This is a genomic window from Devosia sp. (assembly GCF_036563435.1).
In the GTDB taxonomy this organism is placed as follows: Bacteria; Pseudomonadota; Alphaproteobacteria; order Rhizobiales; family Devosiaceae; genus Devosia.
The window spans coordinates 822,337-841,858 of the sequence record NZ_DATCMJ010000018.1 but is presented as its reverse complement, the minus strand read 5'-3'; the positions used below and the strand labels follow the sequence as shown (position 1 = coordinate 841,858).

Genomic DNA, 19,522 nt, shown 5'->3' with positions numbered 1-19,522 from the left:
TCGCTTGACGGATATAAATACGTTATAGCATAACACCGCTCAAGCGTAATAACATAACATATCACGTTCTTGCGCACTGCGTCCAAGAGGTTCCGCCGATGAAATTGCTTGCTCCCCTTTCCCTTGTCGCTGCCGGCTTCATGAGCTCCACCGCCATGGCTGCACCCGAGGTGGTCGCCTCGATCAAGCCCGTGCATTCGCTGGTTGCGGCCGTGATGGCGGGCGTCGGCGAACCGAGTCTGATCGTCAAGGGCTCGGCATCGCCCCATACCTATGCGTTGCGCCCTTCGGATGCCGGAGCGCTCGAATCGGCCGACATCGTGTTCTGGACCGGTCACGGCATGGAGATGTTCCTTGCCGGATCTCTGGAAACCCTCGCCGGCGACGCCGTGCTGGTGGAATTGGCGGAAACCCCCGGCATCGAACTGCTGCCGATGCGCGAGGGTGGGGCTTTCGAGGCCCATAGCCACGGCGATGAAGGCCATGACCATGCCCACGACGAGCACGATCATGCAGAGCATGACCATGACGCCCATGACGCAGCGGAACACGACCATGCCCACGAGGGGCACGCGCATGGCGAGGGCGACATGCATTTCTGGCTGGATCCGGAGAATGCCAAGCTGATGGTGACCCATATCGCAGCGACCCTGGCGGAAGCCGATCCGGACAATGCCGCCACCTACCAGAGCAATGCCGAAGCCGAGCTGGTGAAGCTCGATGAACTGGAGGCCGAGCTGCAGGCCACGCTTGCGCCGGTGGCCGACAAGCCGTTCCTCGTCTTCCACGACGCCTACCAGTATTTCGAGACGCGTTTCGGCCTGTCGCTGGCCGGCTCGGTGACCGTCTCGCCGGACGTGGCGCCGGGGGCGGCGCGCATCGACGAGCTCAGGGCCAAGGTGACGGAACTGGGCGCCACCTGCGTCTTCGCCGAGCCCAACTTCGAGCCGCGGGTGATCGAAACCATCATCGAGGGTACCGATGCCCAAGCCGGTGTGCTGGACCCCGAGGGTGGAGCGCTGGAAGAGGGCATCGAGCTCTATCCGACCCTGCTGCGCGGCTTGGCGTCGAGCCTGGTGGACTGCTTGTCGTAGCGCAGAACCCCCCACCCCAACCCTCCCCCTCAAGCGGGGAGGGAGCCTGGCTTCGTGCCTTGTTTTCCGCTCAAACGTAATGTGCTAATATAACGGAGTTTTCATGCACGCTCGTTTTCTTTTGCCGCTGCTTGCGGCGACTGCGCTGACCCTGCCTGCCCTGGCGCAGGACGAGGTCTCGGCCTGGCGGCTGTTTATTGCCGACCATGCGACCGGCGACGTCACGGCGCTCGATCTCGAGACCGGCGATAGCGTCGGTCAGTTCACCCTGGCCGGACCGGCCAGCCTTTATTCCAGCGACGACGTGGTGGTGGCGGTGCAGGGCGCGTCAAACCAGGTCGCGGCCATCACCAGTGGCATCACCGTCGACGACCATGGCGACCACGGCGACATCGAGGTCACCGAGCCTGCCCTGGTGGACGCTATCATCGAGGGGGAAAAGCCTGCCCACTTCGTCCAGCATGGCGGCAAGGCGGCGCTGTTCTTTGATGGTTCGGGCAGGATCAACCTGTTCAGCACCCATGACTGGGCGCATGACGGGAAGCTCGACCTCAAGGAACTCGACAGCGGCACGGCCCATCATGGCGTGGCCATTCCGTGGGGCGACTATACGCTGACTTCGGTTGCCAATGCCGAGGACGAAAAGAAGCCGCGCATCGGGCTCAACGTGCTCGATGCCGACGGCAAGGTGGTCGGCGACACCCATGCCTGCCCGGACCTCCATGGCGAAGCCACTTCGGGAAACCTGGTGATCGTGGGCTGCTCGGACGGCGTGCTGGTGGTGTCGGGCAGCGGCGAGCCCAACGTGGAGAAGCTCGACTATGCCGGCCTGCCGGAGGGCAAGTCGACCACCTTCCTCGGCGGCGTCGGCATGCAGTATTTCCTCGGCAATTATGGTGCCGACAAGGTCGTGGTGATCGATCCGGAAGCGGACGCGCCCTATACGCTGGTGGAACTTCCCACCCGCCGCGTGCACTTCGCAGTCGACCCGGTGCGGCCCAAGCTCGCCTATGTCTTCACCGAGGATGGCAAGCTCAACCGGCTCGATGTCGTCTCGGGCGAGATCGTTCAGTCGCTGGCGGTGACCGAGCCCTATTCGATGGACGGCGAATGGAGCCTGCCGCGCCCACGCATTGCCGTGGCTGGTGATGTCGTGGCGGTGACCGACCCCAATGCGGGAGAGGTGCACTTGATCGATATCGCCAGCTTCACCGAAACCGAGAGCTTGGCCGTGGATGGCACGCCCTTCAACATCGTCGCCATCGGCGGCTCGGGCAGCGTGCACTAATGCCTGAAGCCAGCCCGGTTTGCCGGGCTGGCTATTTCAACGGTCCCTTGAAGATGAAAAAGGCGCCCAGCGCGATCAGCGCAAAGCCGATGCCGTGGTTCCAGGTGAAGCGCTCGCCGAGGTAAAGCGCGCTGAACAGAACGAAGACCGAGAGGGAGATCACCTCCTGGATGGTCTTGAGCTCGGCGCCCGAATAGGTGCCGTAGCCGATGCGGTTGGCCGGCACCGCCAGCCAGTATTCGAAAAAGGCAATGCCCCAGCTGGCCAGAACCACGACCCAGAGCGAGGCACCGGGGAATTTGAGGTGCCCGTACCAGGCAAAAGTCATGAAGAGGTTGGACGCGACCAGAAGGCCGATCGGTGCCAGCGTGGCGAAGTTGAGGCCCAATTCTTGCTCCTGATGGGGCGCGCCTAGCGCAGATGACGCGTCTTCTGCTCGAGCGCATAAAGATCGTCATGCAGGCTGTCCATCCGCTCCTTGAGCGCCGCCTGCGCGTCATAGACACCGCGATTATAGAAATAGGCGCCCATCGTGTCGGCAAAGAACATCATCAGCATCTCGGCGGGAATGGCGCCGATGTCCTGGTCGAGTTCATCGCGGAAGTAATCCTGGATCTCGCCCACGATGGCCTTGGTTTCTTCCTTGCTGAACTTGATCGGCTTCATCTGTCACTCCTGTGGAGGCGTTCATAAGGCGAGTCGGCGATTGCTGGGCCAGGCGATTTGCGACAAAGTGCGGGTCCCGAGGAGAACCACCATGCTCAAGCATCTTTTTCTGGGCTCGCTTGCCGTTGCGCTGCTGGCTGCGCCCGCCTCGGCCAAGGAAAAGAACAAGACGGCTGAGCCGGTCGCCTGCAGCGGTGTCTTTGGCTATGACAGCTCGGAGAAGTTGCTGATCGAGACCTATGGCAAGGACAATGTCGTCGCCGGCAATGTGGATGGGCCCGAAGGTACGCAATTGCTGGCGACGACGGTCTTTCCCGACGATCTCGAAAAGAAAATGGTGTTCTTCTGGGCCGATGACGCCACCCGGGACGGGCTGAGCTCCGTCGATCTGGCGCCCACGCAGGTCGCGCCCTTCGGCATCCGTGTCGGGATGACGGCGGCTGAAGTCGAAGCGATCAACGGTGCGCCCTTCACCATCGGCGGCTTCTGGTGGGACTATGGCGGATATGCCGGCTTCGTCGAGGGCAAGCTGGCAGGCCCGCTGGACGGGGAATGCTACCTGTCGCTCCAGTTCTCGCCACCTGACGAAATCTCTCCCGCCATCGACGTGACCCCGATTTCCGGCGATGTCCGCGTGCCATCCGACGAGGGCCTGCTGGAGGTCCTGGGGGTCCGGATCACCCAGATCACCCTGGGCTATGCTTTCGAGCCGGGTGCGGACGAGTAGCCACGGTTGACCGCAGGGGCGGCAAGGCGTAACGCTGTTGCCGTGTTGGTTCCCCGCGTCCGCTGCGGCAACGGGATCAAAAGGGAACACGGTGAGGCGTACCCAAAAGGGACCGAATCCGTGGCTGCCCCCGCAACTGTAAGCGGCGAGTGCGCTCCGTTTCACCACTGGCAAGAGCCGGGAAGGTGGAGCTGCACGTCTGACCCGTGAGCCAGGAGACCTGCCAACATCTGTAGATAACTCACGCTGTCGGTGGGACAGATGGAGGCAAGATGACCAAGCCGTCAGGCTAAATCCGTTCGGGGCAGGCCCCCTTCAACGTCCCGCGCATCGGCGCCGGGCGCTTTTCCGCATCCGCCATTCTCGAACAGGATTTTTCCCATGCATATCGAACCCGGCCTCGTTTCTCCCGAAAAGATGCTCCTGGCCTATGCCACTGCCGCAGCAGCCGGCGGCATGACCATCAAGTTTGCCCTCGACGCGCTGCGCGAACGCGGCCCGCTGTCGCTGCTTGCGCGCACGGCCCTTTCCGCCGGCGCGGTCTTCACCTTTTTCCAGGTGTTTCCCCACTATCCCGTGGGCATCAGCGAAGTGCACCTGATCCTGGGCTCGACCCTGCTGCTGGTCTTCGGTGCGGCGCCCGCCGCCATCGGTCTGGCACTGGGCCTCTTGATCCAGGGCCTGTTCTTTGCCCCCTTCGACCTGCCGCAATATTTTGCGAATGTGACGACGCTGGTGGCGCCGCTGGTGGCCATCAAGTTCCTCGCCGATCGCATCATCCGTCCCGACACCGCCTATGTCGACCTCCGCTACGGACAGGCGCTGGCGCTCTCGGCCACCTATCAGGGCGGTGTGGTGCTCTGGGTCGCCTTCTGGGCCTTCTACGGCCAGGGCTTCGGCGCCGAGAACCTGAGCCAGGTCGTGAGCTTCGGCGGCGCCTATATGCTGGTGGTGCTGATTGAACCGCTGGTCGACCTCGCAGTGTTAGCCGTCGCCAAGCTGGCGCGTGGCTTGGGCAAGTCCGGCCTCGTTGCGCCGCGTCTTTACGCCTGATCCCGATCGATCCGTGTGGCGCCCGGTGCGCCACGCGCCCAAAGGAATTTCCATGACCACCAAGATCCCGACCACCGTCATCACCGGCTTTCTCGGGGCCGGCAAGACCACGCTGGTGCGCCACCTCCTGGCGCATGCCCCCAAGGGCAAGCGCATCGCACTGATCATCAATGAATTCGGCGACCTCGGCGTCGACAAGGACATCCTCGCCGGCTGCGGCGACGAGACCTGCCGCGAAGAGGACATGGTCGAGCTATCCAATGGCTGCATCTGCTGCACCGTCGCCGATGAGTTCATTCCCACGATGCAGGCGCTGCTCGCCCGCCCGGAAAAGTTCGACCACATCGTCATCGAGACATCCGGCCTCGCCTTGCCGCAGCCGCTGATCCGCGCCTTCAACTGGCCCGAGATCAAGGCGCAGGTGACCATTGACGGCGTCGTCACCGTCGCCGACGCGGCGGCTCTTGCAGAAGGGCGTTTCGCCTCGGACGAAGCCGCCGTCGACGCGCAGCGCCGCCAGGACGAGATGCTCGACCATGAAACGCCGCTGGGCGAACTCTTCGAGGACCAGCTGTCGGTGGCCGACATGGTCATCATCAACAAGACCGATCTTGTGGATGCTGCCCTGCTCGACAAGGTCGAGGCCAATATCCGCGCCGAACTGCGGCCGGGCGTCGGCATCGTCCGCGCCAGCAATGGCCATGTCGACATCGCCGCACTGCTCGGCATGGGCATGGGTTCGGAGGACGACATCGCCAACCGCCCCAGCCACCATGAGTTGGAACATGGCGGCGAAACGCACGAGCATGACGATTTCGACAGCTTCTCGCTGCGCCTTCCCGCCATTGCCGGCAAGGACCAGCTGCTGACGGTGATCGAGCAGACCATCCGCGATCACGACGTGCTGCGACTCAAGGGCTTTGCTGCCGTGCCCGGCGCCGCGGCCCGCCTCGCCGTCCAGGCCGTCGGCCCGCGGGTTACCGCCTATTTCGACCGGCCCTGGAAGGACGGCGAGGTGCGCGATACCGCCTTGGTGGTGATCGGCGAACAGCCGCTGGATCGCGTGGCCATCACGCAGAGCCTGGAAAAGGCGGTCGCCTGAATGGTGGCGGAAGGCGGCGAAACGCCGACGTCGGAGTTGCGCCGCTTTCCCCGCGCCCTTGCTATTGTGTTGTTTGGCCCCCTGGTGGGCGCCTTGGCGGCCTTTGCCTTTTTCATGCTGCTCAACGTCGGCGATCCGCCACCGCCGGACGACTTGCTTTACGCCGTCTTCTCGATGCTGCTGATCACGCTCGCCATCGGGTGGGTCACCGGTCTGCCCGCGGCAGCCCTGTCTGCGCTGGTGTGGCATTTCTTGGAGCCGCGACTGCGCGGAGCCGCGCGCGTCCTGGCGGCTCTGGTGATCGGCGCGGTAACCAGCCTGGCCACATCTCTGCCCATTATCTACATCGTCTTCGGCGGCACGTTTTTTAATTTCAACGGCTTTGCTCTCGTCGGCACGATCGGCGCGTTGTCCATGGTGGCGACGGCACTGCCCGGAAGGACCGCGCGCTGATGCACCTCCTTTCTGCGCAAGCCGGTGCCATCCAGCAGGAAGGCGAAGCGATCGACCTGGCACAGCGCCCCGGCGACTGGATATTCGCCAGTTCCGCCGATAGCGAATTGGCCATGCTGGCGGGCGCTGCGGACCGGCGGGGGGCAGACGAGCTTCGCCTCGCCAACACGCTGCGGCTGAGCAACAATCTTTCGGTCGACATGTGGCTAGAACAGACCGTGGCCCATGCCCGCCTGGTCGTGCTCCGGCTGATCGGCGGCGCCGCCTATTGGCAATATGGCGTCGATGAACTGACCGCCCTTTGCGCCAACCGACGCATCCCGCTGGTCCTCCTGCCGGGCGACAGCAACCCCGATCCGATCCTCCAGTCGCGCTCGACAATTGCACCCGAGGACTGGACGAGGTTGCACCAGCTGTTCATTGCCGGCGGGCCGGACAATAACGACGCCATCCTCCGGGCATTCGCGCTGCTTGCGGCTGGCGAGAAGCTGACAACGCTGGTGCCGGCCCCCTTTGCCCGCTTCGGCCTGTGGCACCCCACCATGGGCATGACCGATGCGGCGGCGCTGCGGACCCGCGCCTCGGGCGCCAACGTGCCAATTCTCTTTTATCGTTCGGCGCTGGAAGGGGCGGGCACCGAAACGGTGGCGGCGCTGATTGGCGCGCTGGAAAGGGCGGGCCTTTCCCCCGTGCCGCTGGTCGTCTCTTCGCTCAAGGAAGCGGCGTGTATCCGCTTCGTGCAAGAAGCGCTGGCCGACTTCCCTCCGGCCGTCATCTTCAACCTCACCGGCTTCGCCCTGGGCATCGACAGCCTCGACGGCGCGGCCAATCCGTTCGCCCGAATAGACGCCCCGGTGATCCAGCTGATCCAGTCGGGACGCTCGGAGGGGCAATGGCTGGCCGATCCACAAGGGCTATCGGCCAAGGACATGGCCATGTTCCTGGTCATGCCGGAAGTGGATGGGCGCATCGGCGGTCTCATCGTCGGCCACAAGGCCGATGCAGTCTGGCACGACCGCTGCCAGGTGCCGCTGACCAGCTACACGCCTGACGCACCGGGCATCGCGCGCGCCGTCGCGCTTGCCCGCAACTGGGTCCGCTTGCGGGAGACATCGCGTGCCCAGCGCAAGGTCGCCATTGTGCTGGCGAACTATCCGATCCGCGACGGCCGGTTGGCCAATGGCGTGGGTTACGATGCGCCGGAATCGACGGTGCGGATGCTGCGGGCGCTCGAAGGGGCAGGCTACACGCTGAGCCCGTCCCCCTCCCCCTTGAGGGGAGGGGTCAGGGGTGGGGGTTCTGCGGGAATGGGTTTCACCAATGCCCGCCTCGCACGCGCACCGAAGAATATCGCCCGCAGTCGAAGCTTTCGAGGCAACCCGACGCCTTTCGAGCGCAAGCTTTGGGCCCTGTTGCGCGAGTTCAATCGGCAGGGACACCACTTCCGCCGCCAAGTGCCGATCGGCCCGTACTTTGCTGATTTTGCTTCGCACGAACTTAGGCTGGTGGTCGAGGTGGATGGTGACAGCCACGGTGACGAGAGGGCGCAGCAGTACGACGCAGCACGGACGGAGTTTCTCCGATCTGCCGGGTATCGGATGGTTCGGGTCACCAACCGGGATGTGGGTTCCAACCTGGAGGGTGTCTGGAAGGTCATTTCGGGTGCCATAACGACGGCCGGAACCCCCACCCCTAACCCCTCCCCTCAAGGGGGAGGGGAATCAGATCGCGCGCAAACTGATTTCGCGGCTCTGTCGCCCCCCTCCGCCTTGGGGGTAGGGGGTCTGGCGGCTGAGACGCTGACGGCGGGACAGCTCATCGCTGCCCTTCAGGCTGGCCCTACCAATGCTGATCCAAGGCGCGGCCATTCGGCCGCGCTGTTGCCGCTTGCGCGGTACCGGGCGCTGTTTGTTGCGCTGCCGCGCAAGATCCAGGAGGAAGTAACCGCCCGCTGGGGCGATGCGGAGGACGATCCGTTTGTTCGGGAGGGCGCTTTCCAGCTGCCGGCGCTGGTTCTTGGCAATGTTGTTGTGCTGCTGCAGCCGACGCGTGGTTATCAGCTCGACGAGACAAGCAGCTATCATGACGCCGCGCTTGTGCCACCTCATGCGTACCTGGCCGCCTATCTCTGGCTGCGCCATGAGTGGGGCGCGCATGCCCTGATCCACAATGGCAAGCATGGTACGCTTGAATGGCTCCCGGGCAAGGCGACGGCGCTGGACGAGGCAAGCTATTCCGATGCCCTTTGGGGCCAGCTGCCGCACCTTTATCCGTTCATCGTCAACGATCCGGGCGAGGGCACGCAGGCCAAGCGCCGGGCGGGCGCGGTGATCATCGATCATCTGGTGCCGCCGCTGACGCGGGCGGAGACTTATGGGCCGCTCAAGGACCTCGAGGCGCTGCTCGACGAATATTATGCCGCCTCCGGCATGGATCGGCGCCGTTTGGCGGACCTCCGGCGCCGCATCCTCGACTTCACGCGTGATGCCCGGCTCGACCGCGATATCGGCCTGCCCGCGGATGAGACCGAGGCGCTGATCAAGATCGACAATTTCCTGTGCGACCTCAAGGAAGCGCAAATCCGCGACGGGTTGCACATCTTCGGCCAGTCGCCCGAGGGCGAGCTCGAGCGCGACCTGGTGGTGGCGCTGGCGCGCGTGCCACGCGGCGAGGGGGCGAGCGAAGCGTCACTGATCCGCGCCCTGGCCGATGACCTCAAGCTCGGCTTCGATCCGCTGACGGCGAGGCTTGGCGAAGCGTGGAGTGGTCCGCAGGTGGCGCTGGATTGGCAGTCGTCTCCCTTCCCGCAAGGGGGAGGGAGCACGACTGAAACATCGGCGCCGCATTTTCGAACCACGGGCGATGTGGTCGAGCAGCTTGAGGCGATCGCGGCGCGGCTGGTGGAAGGCGCTCCTGTTCCGGGCGGCTGGACTGCAACTTCTGCCGTGCTGGAGACGATCAGCACCACGATCCGGCCGCGCCTTGCCGCTTGCGGTCCTGCGGAAATGGCGGCGCTGCTCGATGGCCTTGACGGCAAGTTCATCCGGCCCGGGCCGTCGGGGGCACCGTCGCGCGGGCGGCTCGATGTGCTGCCCACAGGGCGCAACTTCTTTTCCGTCGACAGCCGCGCGGTGCCGACGCCGACGGCCTGGGAGCTGGGGCGGAAATCGGCGGAGAACCTGGTCCTCCGCCACCTGCAGGATCATGGCCATCACCTCCGGGCGGTGGCGCTGTCGGTCTGGGGCACCGCCAATATGCGCACCGGCGGCGATGACCTTGCCCAGGCCATGGCGCTGGTCGGAGTCCGGCCGACTTGGGATCCCGGTTCGCTGCGCGTCTCGGGCTACGAGATCATTCCGTTGGCCAAGCTCGGGCGGCCGCGCGTCGATGTCACGCTGCGCATATCCGGCTTTTTCCGCGACGCCTTTCCGGCGCAGATTGCCCTCTTCGACCGCGCCATTCGTGCCGTCGGCGCGCTGGATGAGCCCAGCGAGGACAACCCCATTGCGGCCACCATGCGCGCCGATGCGCTTGGCCTTGCAGCCGCGGGCAAGGACCAGTTCGCGGCAGGCCACCGCATCTTCGGCTCCGCCCCTGGCGGCTACGGCGCGGGTCTGGGTCAGCTGATCGACACCGGCCGCTGGGCTGGCAAGGCCGACCTCGCCGGTCAGGTGCTGGACTGGGGCCAGTATGCCTATGGCGCGCGCGTCCAGGGCGTCCCGGAGCGCGAGCGCTTCGCGGCGCGGCTGGGTGGCATCGACGCGGTGGTGCACAACCAGGACAATCGCGAGCACGACCTGCTCGACAGCGACAACTACTACCAGTTCGAGGGCGGCCTGGCCGCGGCGGCCGAAACCCTGTCCGGCCACAAGCCGACCGTCTACCACAATGACCACAGCCGCCCCGAACGGCCGCTGATCCGCACGCTGGAAGAGGAAATCTCCCATGTGATGCGCTCGCGGGTGGTCAATCCCAAGTGGATCGCCGGCATGCAGCGCCACGGCTATCGCGGCGCCTTCGAGATCATTGCGACCGTCGACTTCATGTTCGCATTCGCCGCGACGACCGGAGCCGTCAAGACGCACCACTTCGACCTCGCCTTCGAGGCCTTCATCGAGGACGATGCCCTGCGTGACTGGCTCCGATCGGCCAATCGTCACGGATATGACGAACTGATCGCCCGGTTCAACGAAGCCCGCCAGCGTGGCCTGTGGACCCCACGCTCCAACTCCGCCTATGCTTTTCTGGCGGGGGAAGCATGAAGAACACCATCATCTATCTCATCGGCCACTATGGCGTGGGGAAGCTGACCATCGCCCGGGCGATCTGTGCGGCGACCGACGCCCGCCTGTTCGACAACCACCTGGCCAACAACGTCATCTTCTCGCTGATCCGCGCTGACGGGCGGACGCCACTGCCCGAGAGGGTCTGGCGCATGATCGACGTCATCCGCGAACAGGCCTTGCTGGCGATGGAAGAGCTGACGCCGCCCGAGGCCAGCTTCGTTCTGACCAATTGCCTGATTGAAGGCGATCCGGAGGACCGGGCGGCCTATGACCGCGTGCTGCAGACGGCAACACGCCGGGGCAGCGTCTTTGTGCCGGTTTTGCTGATGGCGTCCGATGCCGCCCATGCCGTTCGCATGGCATCGCCCGAGCGTGCGGAGCGGCTCAAGCATACCGATGCAGCAAGTGCCGAGCGGAAGCGACAGCACACCGAGTTGCTGCGCGTCAGCCATCCCAACCGGCTCGATCTCGACACGACCGAGCTGCCGCCGGACCAAGCGGCGCGGCTCATCATTGAACACGCGGAGCGTCTTGCATGACCGACAAGCCAGTCAAGAAAACCGACCTCATGACCGAGGCAGAGCGGGATGCCTATCATGCCGAGAAGATGAAAAAGAAGCGCGAGGCGCGCAACAAGATCCTCGCGACCAAGACGCAGGAGAAGGGCCTGCTCATCGTCCATACCGGCAAGGGCAAGGGCAAGTCGACCGCCGCTTTCGGCATGGTTTTCCGCGCCATCGGCAACGGCTTCCGGGTGGGCGTGGTGCAGTTCGTCAAGGGCGTGTGGGAGACCGGCGAGCGCGACGTGCTGGACAAGTTCCCCGAGCAGGTGACCATCAATGCCATGGGGGAAGGCTTCACCTGGGATGTGGCCGATCGGCAGCGCGATCTTGCCGCCGCTCGCAAGGCCTGGGACCAGGCCAGGGCGCTGATCGCAGACCCGGACTACCAGATGGTGCTGCTCGACGAGCTCAACATCGTGCTTCGCTACGATTACCTGCCGCTCGAGGAGGTGCTGGAGGTTCTCCGCAACAAGCCGGCGGACAAGCATGTCATCGTCACCGGCCGCAATGCCAAGGACGAGTTGATCGAGATCGCCGATCTCGTGACGGAGATGACCGAGATCAAGCACCACTTCCGCTCGGGCGTGAAGGCGCAGAAGGGGATCGAGTTCTAGCAGCCGATGGCGACGAGGCCCGCTTCCAGCTCCTGCAGCACCGGCTTGATATCGGCTGCCTGGGCCGACGTATATTGCAGCGTCATGCTGGCGGTGCTGGTGCGGTCGCAGAGGAGGATCATGCGGGTCTGGAACTGCTGCTGGCCCATGATGCCGGTAAAGGTGGCCCAATCGGGCGTAACCGCCTGGAAGGCGATGTTCCAGCCCTGCTCTTCGGCATTGGCCATGGCGGTGGCGACTTCGCCGGTGAAATCGTCTTCCAGCACCATGCTGCCCCAGTAGCTCAGCACCTGGCGCGTCGACTGGTTGTCGAAGATCTGCCCGTCGCCATTGTCGCTCTCGCCATAGCCGGAAAAGCCGGGCGGAACGGCGCCGCGATAGCCATAGCGCGCATTGTCATAGCTGCTCCAGTCGGGAGCGGCCAAGGCGGGAGCGGCAAGGAGCAGGGGAAGGAAAAGCAGGCGGCGCATGACGGGGAAGGTGCCTTGCTTGCCTCCTGCAATCAAGTCACAGCACCACGATGCCGGAATGCTTGGCTTTCTGTTCCGGCTCGACATGGATGGTGATCTGGGCATGGCTCACCGCCTCGCGCAGCTTGGCCTCGATGGCGTCGCAAATGGCATGGGCGGCATCGACGGTCATGGTGCCGGGCACGACGAGATGAAAGTCGATAAAGGTGATCTTGCCGGCCTGGCGGGTGCGCACGTCATGCGCCTCGATGGCGCCTTCGGCATTGGCGGCGATCACCTCGCGGATGCGCTTGCCGGTTTCAGGCGGCACGGCGACATCCATGAGCCCGCCGACGCTGTCGCGGATGACGCTCCAGCCGGACCAGAGGATGTTGATGGCGACAAGAGCCGCAAGGATGGCATCGAGCGCAGCCCAGCCGGTGAGAATCACGAGGCCCAGGCCGATTATGACGCCGATGGTGGAGATGACGTCTGTCATCAGGTGCTTGCCGTCGGCTTCAAGGGCTGGAGACAGCACCTTGCGCCCCTGCCGGATCAGCACCTGTGCCCAGACGAGGTTGATGGCGGTTGCGCCCAGGCTGATCAACAGTCCCTGGGCTGGCGCCGCGGGCACTTCGGGGGAGAGGAGGCCGAAATACGCCTCTCGCAGGATTGCGATGGCCGCAACAAGGATCATCACGCCGACGATAACGGCCGAGAAATACTCCGCCTTGTGGTAGCCGTATTGAAGCGAAGCGTCAGCGGGGCGCTGAGCCAGGTGCACGGCAACGAGCGCCACCAGGGCTGTGACCACGTTGACGATCGATTCCAGCGCGTCCGAATAAAGCGCGATCGAGCCGGTGAGATACCAGGCCAGGAACTTGAGGCCGAGCACGACGAGGCCCGCCACGAGGCTGGCGGCGGCGATGGCCAGGGTCCGGTTTGTGGTGAGCGCCAAGTCTGCGTCCCGTGTTAAGCGATAGCTGGCCATAAACCGGCGGAACTGCTGCGGCAAGCCTTTGAAGTTGCGAGTGATTTTCAAGAGCAAAGAAGTCGGTCGCCGATCCCGGCAAGCCATTGATTGACCACGTGCTTCAGGTTGCCTAGAACCGGTGGAGTGCAGAGTTCCCGAGACGGAACTGAAACAGATTTTGGTGCGGTCGACCCAAATCGGGGACCAAGTCCGAAGCTGCAAAGGTCTGGAGCAAGACGCCCGCGATGCCGCCGGTTGCTTGCGACGCAAGCCGACGGGCAACCTCCGCAAAGGCGCCTGGGCTTGGGAACCTGCCTCCGATGCGAGAGGCGCTTGATGACGACCACGACTCCCGGACCTGTGGTGATCGGCCTGGGCTGCTCCAGCCGGGCAGAAGCCGCCGAGATCATCGCACTTGTGCAAAGTTGCCTTGTGCGGGCGGGTGTCGCCCCTTCGCAGGTGGTTGCCGTTGCGACGCATGCGCGCAGGCGGCTGAGCCCGGCTTTGCTGCAGACGGCATCCCGTTTCGGCCTCACACTGCGCTACCTAGACGATGACCAGCTTGCCCCCGGCGTACCGGGCACAAGCGAGGCCGTGGCCGCTGCTGCCGGTCCGCTGCTGCTGCCCATGCGGAAGTCAGCCTTTGCCACCTGCGCGATTGCCCTGGCCGGAGAGGGTTTCGAGGCCGAGCGCTTCGGTCAGCCGGTCAGCCCCAGGGCGACAAGGGCCTCATCCACACTTGCCACCTCGTTGGCGGGTTCATAGACGGGGCGCGCAATCATGATGACCTTGACCCCCAACCGCCGCGCTGCTTCGAGCTTGGATGCCGTCTGCGTCCCGCCCGAATTCTTGGTGACCAGATGAGTGATCGCCTCGCGCTCCATCAGCGCCAGCTCGTCGAGCAGGTGAAAGGGCGGCCGTATCTGCAGCAGTCGCGCATGCGCGGGCAGCGCGGCCGCAGGCGCTTCGATGATGCGCACGAGGAAACGGCAATCGCCACGCTCCAGAAAGTGCTCCAGCCCGGCATGTCCGGTGGTCAGGAGAACACACGCGTCCGCGGGCAGGGCCGCGGCGGCTTCTGCCGTGCCTTGCGTGTAGATCCAAGCATCGCCGAGCGCCGGCTCCCAAGCCGGGCGCACCAGGCGCAGCAGCGATATGTTGGCAGCCTCGGCAGCGGCAACGGCATTGCGCGACATTTGCCCGGCAAAGGGATGGGTGGCATCGACCAGCTGCTCGATTTGCGCCCCAAGCAGATAGGCAGCAAGGCCCTGGACGCCGCCGAAACCCCCCATGCGGAGATTTCCTTGCGGCAGCAGCGGATCCTGCGTGCGGCCGGCAAGCGAGGTGGTGACGTCGTGGCCCAGCGCGACAAGGCGATTGGCCAGCGCACGGGCTTCGGTTGTCCCGCCCAGGATCAGGATCTTCATCTGCTTCGCCCTCTTCGCGCGCACTTTGCCTATTCGGTCCCTACCTCACAAGGGGCCCAGGCTTGCGGCTTCTGCGCTCCCTCCCCCTTGAGGGGAGGGCCGGGGTGGGGGTGGTTGGGTGGTTGCCTCGTCGACCCCCACCCTCGATCCCTCCCCTCAAGGGGGAGGGAGGCGATGGACCGGAGGCATCACGGTGTTTGACTGGATCCGAAAGAAAAGTCAGCGCCGTCATTTCGCGGCGCTGGATGGGGGCGACTTCCCGCCGCTGGAACAGGGAACGGTGTGGCTGGTGGGGGCCGGACCTGGCGGGCCGGGTCTTGTGTCGCTGCTGGCCTACCACGCGCTCGGACAGGCCGACGTGATCGTGCACGATGCGCTGGTATCGGCGGACCTTCTGGCACTGGCGCCCAAGGGGACGCAGAGGCTGTTTGCGGGCAAGCGTGGTGGCAAGCCGTCGCCCAAGCAGGCCGATATTTCGCTGCAGCTGATCGAGCTGGCGCGGGCGGGCAAGCGCGTCCTCCGGCTCAAGGGCGGCGATCCCTTCATGTTCGGCCGCGGCGGGGAGGAGGCCGGTGCCCTGGCGCGGGCCAACATCCCGTTCCGCATCGTGCCGGGTATTTCTTCGGGCATCGGCGGCCTGGCCTATGCCGGCATTCCGGTGACGCACCGGGACACCAACCACGCAGTGATCTTTCTGACCGGCCATGACGAAAGCGGGCTGGTGCCGGGCGGCATCGACTGGCCGTCGGTGGCGCACGCGGCCCCGGTCATCGTCATGTTCATGGCCGTCAAGCACTTGGCCCCCATCGCTCAGAAGCTGCTTGCTGCCGGCCGCGATGGCAACGACCGGCTCGCCCTGGTGTCGCATGCAGCGACGCCCGAGCAATCCATCATCGAAACCACGCTGGGCGAAGCGCATGCGCTGACCGGCGTGGCCACGCCTGCCATTGCGGTGCTCGGCCCGGTCAGCGCCTACCGCCAGTCGCTGGACTGGTATGTCGGCGAGGCGCGGAGGCATGTCTTTGGCTAGGGGGCTGGTGATCGGCGCACCGCGATCGGGCTCGGGCAAGACTGTGGTGACGCTCGGGCTCCTCGCGGCATTGCGCCAACGGGGCGTCGTGGTGTCTCCCGCCAAGACGGGACCGGACTATATCGACCCGGCGTTCCTGGGGCGGGCAGCGATGCGGGAGGCGGTCAATCTCGATCCCTGGTCGATGTCGCCCGCGCGGCTCAAGGCGCTGGCGGAGGTGCAGGCGACCGGGGCGGACATGCTGCTGGTGGAAGGGGTGATGGGCCTGTTCGACGGGGCGGCTGATAATGCGGGCTCGACGGCCGACCTGGCCGAGTTGCTGGACCTGCCCGTGGTGCTGGTGGTCGACAGCGAACGGCAGAGCCAGTCGATTGCGCCTCTGGTGGCCGGCTTCGCCAACTGGCGTCCGGGCGTGCGGGTGGGGGGCGTGATCCTCAACCGCGTCGCCTCGGCCAAACACGAGCGCATGTTGCTCGATGCCGTTGCCGCAACGGGAATTCCGTGCCTGGGCGCCATACCGCGGAGCGTGGAACTGACGGTTCCCGAGCGTCACCTGGGGCTGGTGCTGCCCGGCGAGGTCGCGGCCTTCGAGACTTTTGTCGCGCACGCGGCGCGCATGGTCGGTGACTATATCGACCTAGAGCAGTTCCTTGAGCTTGCCGCGCCTCTTGATTTCGACACTAGACCGGCCGTGCCACTGCCGCCGCTGGGGCAGCGCATTGCCATTGCGCGCGACGACGCCTTCGCCTTCCTTTATCCGCATCTGCTGGATGGCTGGCGCCTGGCGGGAGCGGAACTGAGCTTCTTTTCGCCACTTGCCAACGAGATGCCGTCCGGCGATTGCGACGCCGTGTTCCTTCCCGGTGGCTACCCCGAGCTTCACGCCGAAAGGCTGGCTGCTGCCGATGGGTTCAAGGCGGGCTTGCTTGCGGCGCGGGAGCGGGACGCGCTGATCTATGGCGAATGCGGAGGCTTCATGGTGCTGGGGGAGGCGCTGGTCGACAAGAGCGGCGCGACGCATGCCATGGCGGGGCTGCTTCCCGTCACCACACGCATCGACCGGCCCAAACGCGTCCTTGGCTATCGCAATCTTGTGCATGGCGGCGCCTTGCCATGGCCGGGGCGGCTCAAGGGGCATGAATTCCACTATTCCTCCGCCAAGCAGTCGCGCCTGCCGCCGTTGTTTGCCGCCACGGATGCGCGGGGCGACGCCATGCCACCCATGGGCGCGGTGATCGGCCGCGTCATGGGCTCCTATGCCCATGTGGTGGATGCCGCCCATGGCTAAAGCCCTCATGTTCATGGGGACGGGATCGGATGTCGGCAAGTCGCTGCTGGTGGCCGGGCTGTGCCGCGCGCTCAGCAATCGCGGGCTGCGCGTGGCGCCGTTCAAGCCACAGAACATGAGCAACAATGCCGCCGTGACGGTGGACGGTGGCGAGATCGGGCGGGCGCAGGCATTGCAGGCGCGCGCCGCGCGGCGTCCCGCCACGACCGCAATGAATCCGGTGCTGCTCAAGCCGGAGGGGGAAAGCGGCTCGCAGGTGGTGGTGCGCGGCCAGCGGCTCGCATCCATGTCGGCGCGCGACTACTGGCGCGATCGCGGCAAGCTGATGCCGGAGGTTCTGAACGCCTTTGCTGAGCTTGGCCGGGATGTGGATGTGGTTCTGGTGGAAGGGGCTGGGAGCGCGTCCGAGATCAACCTGCGCCAGAATGACCTTGCCAATTTTGGCTTCGCGCAGGCGGCACAGGTGCCGGTCGTGCTGGTCGGCGATATCGAGCGGGGGGGGGTGATTGCCAGCTTGGTTGGCACCTTTTCCGTGGTGCAGCCGGAGGATAGCAGGCTGATTCGCGCCACGCTGGTTAATAAGTTCCGCGGTGATCCGGCGCTGTTTGCGGCTGGATGCGACGCCATCACGGAGCGGACGGGGGTGCCATGCCTGGGGCCGGTGCCGTGGTTTGCCGAGGCGGGCAAGTTGCCGGCGGAAGACTCACTTGGCCTGCGCGATTGGCAACCAAATGCCAACGGCATGCTAACAGTTTCGGTGCCGCAACTGCCCCGCATCGCCAACTTCGACGATCTCGATCCGCTGCGTGCCGAACCGGGCGTGAAACTGGTGATGGTGCAGCCGGGCGAGCCGATCCCGCGCGACAGCGACTGGGTGGTGCTGCCCGGCTCCAAGGCAACGCGCAGTGACCTCGCGGCGCTGAGGGATAATGGCTGGCACATCGACATCTTGGCGCACCATCGTGCCGGGGGCAGGGTGCTGGGGATTTGCGGCGGTTACCAGATGCTGGGGCGCACCATTGCCGATCCCGATGGCATCGAGGGCATGCCGGGCACCAGCGAGGGTCTGGGCCTGCTCGACGTCGAAACAGTGCTGACTCCCGTCAAGCAGTTGCGTGTCGAGGCGGCCAGCCACGCGGCGTCGGGCGAGGCGATCAGCGGCTACCACATGCATATGGGCGGAACGGTTGGGCCCGATCGCCACCGGGCTTTCGCGGTGGTAGAGAGGCAGGGAGAAGGCGCGACAAGCGCAAACGGGAGGGTGATGGGGACGTACCTCCATGGCCTCTTCGCGGCCGACGGGTTCCGCCGGGCATTCCTCGGCAACGTGGCCAGCCCCGACTTCGAATATGAAGCCAGCATCGAGGGCGTGCTTGACGATCTGGCGCGGCACCTGGAACAGCATCTCGATCTCGATGCCCTTCTGGCATTGGCGCAAGAGGTGAGGCTGGATTGATGGAGGCGTTCGCGAGCCCGCTGGCCCTGCTGCTGGAGCGCTGTCTGGGCTACTCGCCACGCTTGGTCGCCCCGATTGGCCATCCGGTCATATGGTTCGGCTGGATCATCGACTACCTCGAAACGCGCCTTAACCGAACGTCGAGGACGGCCGAGCAACGGCGGCTGGCTGGCTTTGTGGCACTGGCGCTGTTGTTGCTCCTGGTTGTGGTGGCGAGCGTGGCGATACAGCAGGCGGTCCGCGCCATTCCCGGCGGCTGGATCTTGGAAGTGCTGCTCGCGACGCCTTTTTTGGCGCAAAAGGAACTGGGCCGGGCGGTGGAAGTGGTGGCGACGGCGCTGAGGACCTCGCTCGCAGCTGGCCGCGAGGCGGTAAGCCACATCGTGGGCCGCGATCCACAGGCACTGGACGAGGCGGGCGTGGCGCGGGCGGCCATCGAGACCCTGGCCGAATCCACTTCCGATGGGGTTGTCGCGCCGTGGTTCTGGCTGGTCCTGCTCGGTCTCCCGGGCATCGCGCTCTACAAGGCGATCAACACCGCCGATTCCATGATCGGGCACCGCAACGAACGCTATCGCGACTATGGCTGGAGCGCGGCGAAGCTCGACGACCTGGCAAACTGGATTCCGGCGCGGCTGACAACGCTGCTGATTACGCTGGCCTGCTTCTGGACGCCACATGCCAGTCCAACGGGCGGCTGGGCCATGGCGCGGCGCGACGCGCGCAAGCACGCCTCGCCCAATTCCGGCTGGCCGGAGGCAAGCTTTGCAGGTGCGCTCGGTTTCCGGCTGGGCGGGCCTCGCAGCTATGACGGCGAAGTGGTGGACCTGCCCAGCTTCGGCGATGGGAAGTCGGCGCTTGCGGGGAGCGATATCCTGCGGGCGCTGGTGCTGTATCGGGTGGTGCTGAATGTGTTGCTGGGGGTGAGCGTGGTGGTGGCGCTGCTGGTCTGGGCGGCTTGAACGAGGCCCGGCACCCCACCCAGCCTCCCCTGAAGGGGAGGGGCCGTCCGGCGGGCTGGCGAGATGGTGCCACGAACCCGATCTGTCCCTC

Annotated in this window: 19 protein-coding genes and 1 riboswitch; of the genes, 14 read left to right on the top strand and 5 right to left on the bottom strand. The window is 65.3% G+C overall.

The features are described from left to right. The first annotated feature begins 98 nt into the window (after positions 1-98). Positions 99-1,094 (top strand): zinc ABC transporter substrate-binding protein ZnuA, encoded by a 996-nt coding sequence (znuA, locus tag VIL88_RS16475; protein WP_331990680.1) that lies wholly within the window; start codon positions 99-101, stop codon positions 1,092-1,094. 103 nt (positions 1,095-1,197) lie between these two features. Beyond that, positions 1,198-2,382, top strand: coding sequence for a zinc metallochaperone AztD (gene aztD / locus VIL88_RS16470; RefSeq protein WP_331990679.1), 1,185 nt, complete (start codon positions 1,198-1,200; stop codon positions 2,380-2,382). Between the two features lie 31 nt (positions 2,383-2,413). Here aztD and VIL88_RS16465 read toward each other — a convergent pair whose 3' ends face one another. Further along, positions 2,414-2,770 carry a DMT family protein gene (locus VIL88_RS16465; RefSeq protein WP_331990678.1) on the bottom strand — a complete coding sequence of 119 codons (357 nt, stop codon included), beginning with the start codon at positions 2,768-2,770 and terminating at the stop codon, positions 2,414-2,416. Between the two features lie 23 nt (positions 2,771-2,793). Then, positions 2,794-3,048, bottom strand: a complete 255-nt coding sequence (locus VIL88_RS16460) for a DUF2164 domain-containing protein (RefSeq protein WP_331990677.1) — start codon at positions 3,046-3,048, stop codon at positions 2,794-2,796. Between the two features lie 91 nt (positions 3,049-3,139). Here VIL88_RS16460 and VIL88_RS16455 point away from each other — a divergent pair, with 91 nt between their 5' ends. The 7 genes from VIL88_RS16455 to cobO all read left to right on the top strand — a co-directional run bounded on the left by VIL88_RS16455 (position 3,140) and on the right by cobO (position 11,846). Next, positions 3,140-3,775, top strand: a complete 636-nt coding sequence (locus tag VIL88_RS16455; RefSeq protein WP_331990676.1) for a hypothetical protein — start codon at positions 3,140-3,142, stop codon at positions 3,773-3,775. Positions 3,776-3,804: 29 nt separating this feature from the next. Then, a riboswitch (cobalamin riboswitch) is annotated at positions 3,805-4,017 on the top strand. Positions 4,018-4,156: 139 nt separating this feature from the next. Further along, positions 4,157-4,828 carry an energy-coupling factor ABC transporter permease gene (locus VIL88_RS16450; protein ID WP_331990675.1) on the top strand — a complete coding sequence of 224 codons (672 nt, stop codon included), beginning with the start codon at positions 4,157-4,159 and terminating at the stop codon, positions 4,826-4,828. Positions 4,829-4,880: 52 nt separating this feature from the next. Next, positions 4,881-5,930, top strand: a complete 1,050-nt coding sequence (gene cobW / locus VIL88_RS16445) for a cobalamin biosynthesis protein CobW (RefSeq protein ID WP_331990674.1) — start codon at positions 4,881-4,883, stop codon at positions 5,928-5,930. Then, positions 5,931-6,383: a hypothetical protein gene (locus VIL88_RS16440; protein ID WP_331990673.1), complete on the top strand. Its 453-nt coding sequence runs from the start codon at positions 5,931-5,933 to the stop codon at positions 6,381-6,383. Beyond that, positions 6,383-10,645 carry a cobaltochelatase subunit CobN gene (gene cobN / locus VIL88_RS16435; RefSeq protein ID WP_331990672.1) on the top strand — a complete coding sequence of 1,421 codons (4,263 nt, stop codon included), beginning with the start codon at positions 6,383-6,385 and terminating at the stop codon, positions 10,643-10,645. Before VIL88_RS16440 ends, cobN begins: the two co-directional genes overlap by 1 nt. Then, positions 10,642-11,208, top strand: coding sequence for a hypothetical protein (locus tag VIL88_RS16430; protein ID WP_331990671.1), 567 nt, complete (start codon positions 10,642-10,644; stop codon positions 11,206-11,208). Before cobN ends, VIL88_RS16430 begins: the two co-directional genes overlap by 4 nt. A 29-nt stretch (positions 11,209-11,237) precedes the next feature. Then, positions 11,238-11,846: a cob(I)yrinic acid a,c-diamide adenosyltransferase gene (gene cobO, locus VIL88_RS16425; protein WP_414650154.1), complete on the top strand. Its 609-nt coding sequence runs from the start codon at positions 11,238-11,240 to the stop codon at positions 11,844-11,846. Here the strand turns inward: cobO and VIL88_RS16420 are convergent. Together VIL88_RS16420 and VIL88_RS16415 are read right to left on the bottom strand one after the other, a co-directional pair. Then, positions 11,843-12,316: a hypothetical protein gene (locus tag VIL88_RS16420; RefSeq protein ID WP_331990669.1), complete on the bottom strand. Its 474-nt coding sequence runs from the start codon at positions 12,314-12,316 to the stop codon at positions 11,843-11,845. The genes cobO and VIL88_RS16420 overlap by 4 nt on opposite strands. Before the next feature lie 37 nt (positions 12,317-12,353). Beyond that, a complete protein-coding gene (locus VIL88_RS16415) occupies positions 12,354-13,286 on the bottom strand; it encodes a cation diffusion facilitator family transporter (protein ID WP_331990668.1) in 933 nt (310 codons plus the stop codon). A gap of 318 nt (positions 13,287-13,604) precedes the next feature. On the opposite strand from VIL88_RS16415, the gene VIL88_RS16410 reads away from it, so the two are divergent. Beyond that, entirely contained in the window at positions 13,605-14,033 is a 429-nt protein-coding gene (locus VIL88_RS16410; RefSeq protein WP_331990667.1) for a cobalamin biosynthesis protein, read from the top strand. Here the strand turns inward: VIL88_RS16410 and VIL88_RS16405 are convergent. Beyond that, entirely contained in the window at positions 13,967-14,695 is a 729-nt protein-coding gene (locus VIL88_RS16405) for a cobalt-precorrin-6A reductase (RefSeq protein WP_331990666.1), read from the bottom strand. The genes VIL88_RS16410 and VIL88_RS16405 overlap by 67 nt on opposite strands. Before the next feature lie 241 nt (positions 14,696-14,936). On the opposite strand from VIL88_RS16405, the gene cobA reads away from it, so the two are divergent. The 4 genes from cobA to cbiB are packed head-to-tail and all read left to right on the top strand — an operon-like array spanning position 14,937 to position 19,431. After that, positions 14,937-15,725 carry a uroporphyrinogen-III C-methyltransferase gene (gene cobA / locus VIL88_RS16400; RefSeq protein WP_331990719.1) on the top strand — a complete coding sequence of 263 codons (789 nt, stop codon included), beginning with the start codon at positions 14,937-14,939 and terminating at the stop codon, positions 15,723-15,725. Next, entirely contained in the window at positions 15,712-17,013 is a 1,302-nt protein-coding gene (locus tag VIL88_RS16395; protein WP_331990665.1) for a cobyrinate a,c-diamide synthase, read from the top strand. The genes cobA and VIL88_RS16395 overlap by 14 nt, the downstream gene beginning before the upstream one ends. After that, positions 17,006-18,469, top strand: a complete 1,464-nt coding sequence (locus VIL88_RS16390) for a cobyric acid synthase (RefSeq protein WP_331990664.1) — start codon at positions 17,006-17,008, stop codon at positions 18,467-18,469. The genes VIL88_RS16395 and VIL88_RS16390 overlap by 8 nt, the downstream gene beginning before the upstream one ends. Further along, the gene (gene cbiB, locus VIL88_RS16385) at positions 18,469-19,431 is read left to right on the top strand and encodes an adenosylcobinamide-phosphate synthase CbiB (RefSeq protein ID WP_331990663.1); all 963 of its coding nucleotides are present in this window, start codon (positions 18,469-18,471) and stop codon (positions 19,429-19,431) included. Before VIL88_RS16390 ends, cbiB begins: the two co-directional genes overlap by 1 nt. The last annotated feature ends 91 nt before the right edge of the window (positions 19,432-19,522 follow it).